This is a genomic window from Oceanicaulis sp. UBA6590 (genome assembly GCF_002433705.1).
GTDB lineage: Bacteria > Pseudomonadota > Alphaproteobacteria > Caulobacterales > Maricaulaceae > Oceanicaulis.
Map to the genome: position 1 here is coordinate 1 of NZ_DJIQ01000057.1, position 4,459 is coordinate 4,459.

At 64.2% G+C, this 4,459-nt stretch carries 5 protein-coding genes; 4 read left to right on the forward strand and 1 reads right to left on the reverse strand.

The window, feature by feature from the left end:
• Positions 1-726: hypothetical protein (locus B2Z70_RS11735; RefSeq protein WP_292983485.1), on the forward strand; the 726-nt coding region annotated here is incomplete at its 5' end.
• On the opposite strand, the gene serA is transcribed toward B2Z70_RS11735, so the two are convergent.
• Positions 716-1,939, reverse strand: coding sequence for a phosphoglycerate dehydrogenase (serA, locus tag B2Z70_RS11740; RefSeq protein WP_009801895.1), 1,224 nt, complete (start codon positions 1,937-1,939; stop codon positions 716-718). The genes B2Z70_RS11735 and serA overlap by 11 nt on opposite strands.
• A gap of 179 nt (positions 1,940-2,118) precedes the next feature.
• Between serA and B2Z70_RS11745 the strand changes: the two genes are divergently transcribed.
• The 3 genes from B2Z70_RS11745 to fghA all read left to right on the forward strand — a co-directional run.
• The gene (locus tag B2Z70_RS11745) at positions 2,119-3,231 is read left to right on the forward strand and encodes an S-(hydroxymethyl)glutathione dehydrogenase/class III alcohol dehydrogenase (protein WP_292983487.1); all 1,113 of its coding nucleotides are present in this window, start codon (positions 2,119-2,121) and stop codon (positions 3,229-3,231) included.
• Positions 3,194-3,685: a YaiI/YqxD family protein gene (locus tag B2Z70_RS11750; RefSeq protein WP_292983489.1), complete on the forward strand. Its 492-nt coding sequence runs from the start codon at positions 3,194-3,196 to the stop codon at positions 3,683-3,685. The genes B2Z70_RS11745 and B2Z70_RS11750 overlap by 38 nt, the downstream gene beginning before the upstream one ends.
• A gap of 4 nt (positions 3,686-3,689) precedes the next feature.
• A partial coding sequence (gene fghA / locus B2Z70_RS11755) for an S-formylglutathione hydrolase (RefSeq protein WP_292983491.1) occupies positions 3,690-4,459 on the forward strand: 770 nt, incomplete at its 3' end.

A 4,459-nucleotide genomic window follows, 5' to 3' on the forward strand; every position in this document is an offset into this window, starting at 1 on the left:
CCGCTGAAACAGAGCGGCCCGCCCTATTTCACGCCCGTAGGGGGCGAGTTCCTCGACCAGCGAACCCAATCGTCCTTGACCCGGCAGATGCCAACTCGGACCGTCCTTCGCTCGGACAAGGCTTCTCCCGTGATCTGGGTGGCGCATCGCGAGGATGGGCGGAGCTGCGAGAACTTTCTCGACATGCTCGCCGCCTTTGACCGACAGGCGCGCGAGCTTTGCCAACCGCGCTATATTTTCGACAGCTTTTCCGCGCCCGACGATCTAGACGCCCCCTGGTACGACCCGGTCCGCGATGCATTCGAGTCCCGCCGGCGCCAGTCCGAAACCCTGTTCCAGGCCATGTCCGGAGCTGTGAGCGCGCCGGAGGCCGTGCTGGCCACCACGGCCGGCCTGACGGTGATGCAAGCCATGGCGCTGGCGCGAGAGGCGGACTACTACATCTCGCCCATCGGCTCGATCCAGCACAAGGTCGCCTGGCTGCAGCCCATTCCGGGACTGGTGCATGGTCCCAGCACCGCCATGAACCGCCACGTCGCCCAATGGCATGGCCAGAAGTCCGAGGTGGCGCTGGCGCCGACCAACCTGCCTTCGGAGTTAATCCGGGATACGCGCGCCTCAGCCCATCATCCCAGCGCAGAGCGCAATATGGACTACAGGATCACGGACCCCGAAGCCGCCGCCGCATTTGCGCTGGCGCATTTACGCGACGTGCTCAGCCTTTGATGAGACGCGCCCGGATGGTTCCGTCAATGGCGCGGACCCGGTCCAGGAAATCCTCCGGCAGTTCGCCTTCGAGATCGGCCACCGCATACCCCAGATCCCCCTTGGTCTGCAGGAACTGCGCCGCGACGTTCGCGCCCGCCTGTTCGGCGGCGTCGTTGAGACGGCGCAGGAAACCCGGACGGTTGCGGTGCGGTGCGAGGATGCGCGTGCGGCCTGGCTGAATGGGCCCCGGCTCCACTTCGGGGAAGTTCACGGCGAAGGTGGTCGAGCCCTCATGGAGATAGCGCGCCAGCTTGCCGGCGGCGTCCAGACCAATGGCCTGCTGCGCTTCCAGCGTCGATCCGCCGATATGCGGGGTCAGGATGACATTGGCGCACCGGGTGAGCGGGCTCTCGAACTTTTCGTCCTTGCTCTTGGGTTCGACCGGGAAGACATCCACGGCCGCACCCGCGAGATGACCCGAGTTCAGGGCGTCCGCAAGCGCGTCCACATCCACAAGGTCGCCGCGCGCCTGGTTGATCAGGAAGGCGCCATGCTTCATCAGCGCGATCTGGTCCTTGCCGATCATGTTCTTGGTGCGCGGCGTGGAGGGCACGTGCAACGTGACCACATCGCACTCGGTCAGGATATCATCGAGCGTGTCCATGGGTCGAGCATTGCCATGGGCGAGCTTGGGCGCGATGTCATAGTAATAGACATGCATGCCCAGCGCCGAGGCGATGACTGACAGTTGGGCGCCGATATTGCCGTAGCCGATGATGCCGAGCTTCTTCTTGCGCACCTCATTGGCGCCGTCGGCGGTCTTCAGCCATTCCCCGCGCTGGATGGCGAACATCTTCTCGGGGATGCGGCGCATCAGCATGATGACGGACGCCATGGTCAGCTCGGCCACCGAGCGCGTATTGGCGAAAGGCGCGTTGAACACCGGCACGCCACGCTCGGCGGCGGCGACGAGATCGACCTGATTGGTGCCGATGCAGAAACAGCCCACCGCCTGAAGCTCCTTCGCCGCGTCCAGGAGCGCCGCATCCACATGGGTGCGCGACCGGATGCCCAGAACGCTGGCTGACGCGATCTCGCTCTCAAGCTGAGCCCGGTCCGGCGAGCCGGACAGTCGCTTCACGGTCACAGGACCAGCGGTCTGAAGCGCGTTATCGGCGTCCGGGTGGACGTTTTCCAGAAGAAGAGCGGTGTATTCAGGGGTCTGAGCCATGACGGGCGTCCCTCGGCTATGCTGCATTGCGTCACTGTGCCTGATTGCCTCGACAATTCAATGCCGCGTTCGGGCATATCCTGAATTCAGGGCGCGCCTCGCCTTGCCGCAGGGGAGATCCGCGCGTATCTGGACGCCATACGCTGTCCAACCGACCGCCATCTTTTGAGGAGGCCTTCATGAAGACCCGCGCCGCTATCGCATTCGCTCCCAACAAACCGCTGGAAATTCACGAGGTCGATCTGGAAGGTCCGCGCGCTGGCGAGGTGCTGGTCGAGATCATGGCGACGGGCGTGTGCCATACCGACGCCTACACGCTGGAAGGCAAGGACAGCGAAGGCCTGTTCCCCTCCATTCTGGGCCATGAAGGCGCGGGCATAGTCCGCGAGGTGGGCGAAGGGGTGACCAGCGTGAAGCCGGGCGATCACGTGATCCCGCTCTACACGCCCGAATGTCGCCAGTGCAAAAGCTGCCTGAGCCAGAAGACCAATCTGTGCACCTCGATCCGCTCCACCCAGGGTCAGGGCCTGATGCCGGACGGCACCTCTCGCTTCAGCCTCAATGGCGAGATGCTGCACCATTACATGGGCTGCTCGACCTTCTCGAACTTCACCGTCATGCCCGAGATCGCGCTGGCGAAAATCCGTGAGGACGCGCCCTTCGACAAGGTGTGTTACATCGGCTGCGGGGTGACCACGGGCGTGGGCGCGGTGATCTTCACCGCCGGCGTGGAACCCGGCGCGAACGTCGCGGTGTTCGGTCTGGGCGGCATCGGCCTGAACGTCATCCAGGCCGCCCGCATGGTCGGCGCGGACAAGATCATCGGCATCGACATCAACCCCGCCAAGCGCGCCCATGCCGAGAAGTTCGGGATGACCGACTTCATCAATCCCAACGAGATCGGCGCGGACAAGGTGGTCGAGGCGATTCTCGACATTACCGGCGGCGGCGCCGATTACAGCTTTGACTGCACCGGCAACACCCATGTGATGCGTCAGGCGCTCGAATGCTGCCATCGCGGCTGGGGCGAAAGCATCATCATCGGCGTGGCCGAGGCCGGTCAGGAAATCTCCACCCGTCCGTTCCAGCTGGTCACGGGCCGGGTCTGGAAGGGGTCGGCCTTCGGCGGCGCGCGCGGCCGCACCGACGTGCCGAAAATCGTCGACTGGTACATGGACGGCAAGATCGATATCGACAGCCTGATCACCCACAAGATGCCGCTCGATGAGATCAACAAGGCCTTCGACCTGATGCATGCGGGCGAAAGCATCCGTTCCGTGGTGGAGTTCTGATCTGACGCTCTACATCGACGCCGACGCCTGTCCGGTAAAGGATGAGGCGATCAAGGTGGCCGAGCGCCATCGCACCGAGATCAAGCTTGTGTGCGATGGCGGTCTGCGCCGCCCGCAGAGCCAATGGGCCGAGCTGGTGATCGTGCCCGAGGGCGCGGACGCAGCGGACAACTGGATCGCCGAGCGCATCGGGCCGGGCGATATCTGCATCACCGGCGACATCCCCCTCGCCGACCGTTGCCTGAAAGCCGGCGCCAAGGCGATCGACCACCGCGGGACCGAGTTTGACGCTCACTCCATCGGCTCGAAACTGGCCATGCGCGACCTGATGACCGATCTTCGCAGCGCCGGAACCATGGAAGGCGGGGGCGGCAAGCCTTTCGGACCCCGGGACCGGTCGAACTTTCTCAACGGGCTCGAACGCCTGTTCCAGGATCTCAAACGAGGACGATAAGCCCATGGAACTCAAGTCCGAAAACCGCAGCTTTGGCGGCCGCCAGCAGGTCTGGACCCATCAGTCAAAAGAGACCGGCACGGAGATGACGTTCGGGCTCTATCTACCGCCCGCCGCCGAGGACGGCCCGGTCCCGGTCGTGCTCTATCTGTCAGGTCTGACCTGCACCCACGCCAACGTCACCGACAAGGGCGGCTTCCAGCGCGTTTGCGCCGAGCTGGGCCTCGCCTTTCTCGCGCCCGACACCTCTCCGCGCGGTCTGGATCTGCCGGGCGAGCATGACAGCTATGATTTCGGCTCCGGCGCAGGCTTCTATGTGGACGCCACGCAAGAACCCTGGTCAAAACACTACCGCATGGAAAGCTATGTCACCGGCGAGCTTCTGAAAGTCGCTGCGGAAGCTGCACCCTGTCTCGATCTTGAAGACATCGCCATCACCGGCCATTCCATGGGCGGGCATGGCGCGCTGACCCTCGGCCTCAAACGCCCCGACCTCTTCAAGGCGATCAGCGCGTTTGCGCCGATCAGCTCGCCCATCCACTGCCCCTGGGGCCAGAAAGCGCTCGGCGGCTATCTCGGTGATGACCAGAGCGCCTGGCGCAAATATGACGCCTGCGCCCTGATCGAGGACGGCGCGCGATGCGAGAGCGGCATTCTGGTGGATCAGGGGCTGAGCGATCAGTTCCTCTCCGAACAGCTCAAGCCTGAATTGCTGGAAGAGGCGTGTCGCAAGGCGGGCCAGCCGCTGACGCTTCACCGTCAGGACGGCTATGA

Coding starts and splice junctions, on each gene's coding strand:
- serA (WP_009801895.1), bottom strand. CDS start 1,939: ATGGCTCAGACCCCTGAATACACCGCTCTTCTTCTGGAAAACGTCCAC.
- B2Z70_RS11745 (WP_292983487.1), top strand. CDS start 2,119: ATGAAGACCCGCGCCGCTATCGCATTCGCTCCCAACAAACCGCTGGAA.
- B2Z70_RS11750 (WP_292983489.1), top strand. CDS start 3,194: ATGCGGGCGAAAGCATCCGTTCCGTGGTGGAGTTCTGATCTGACGCTC.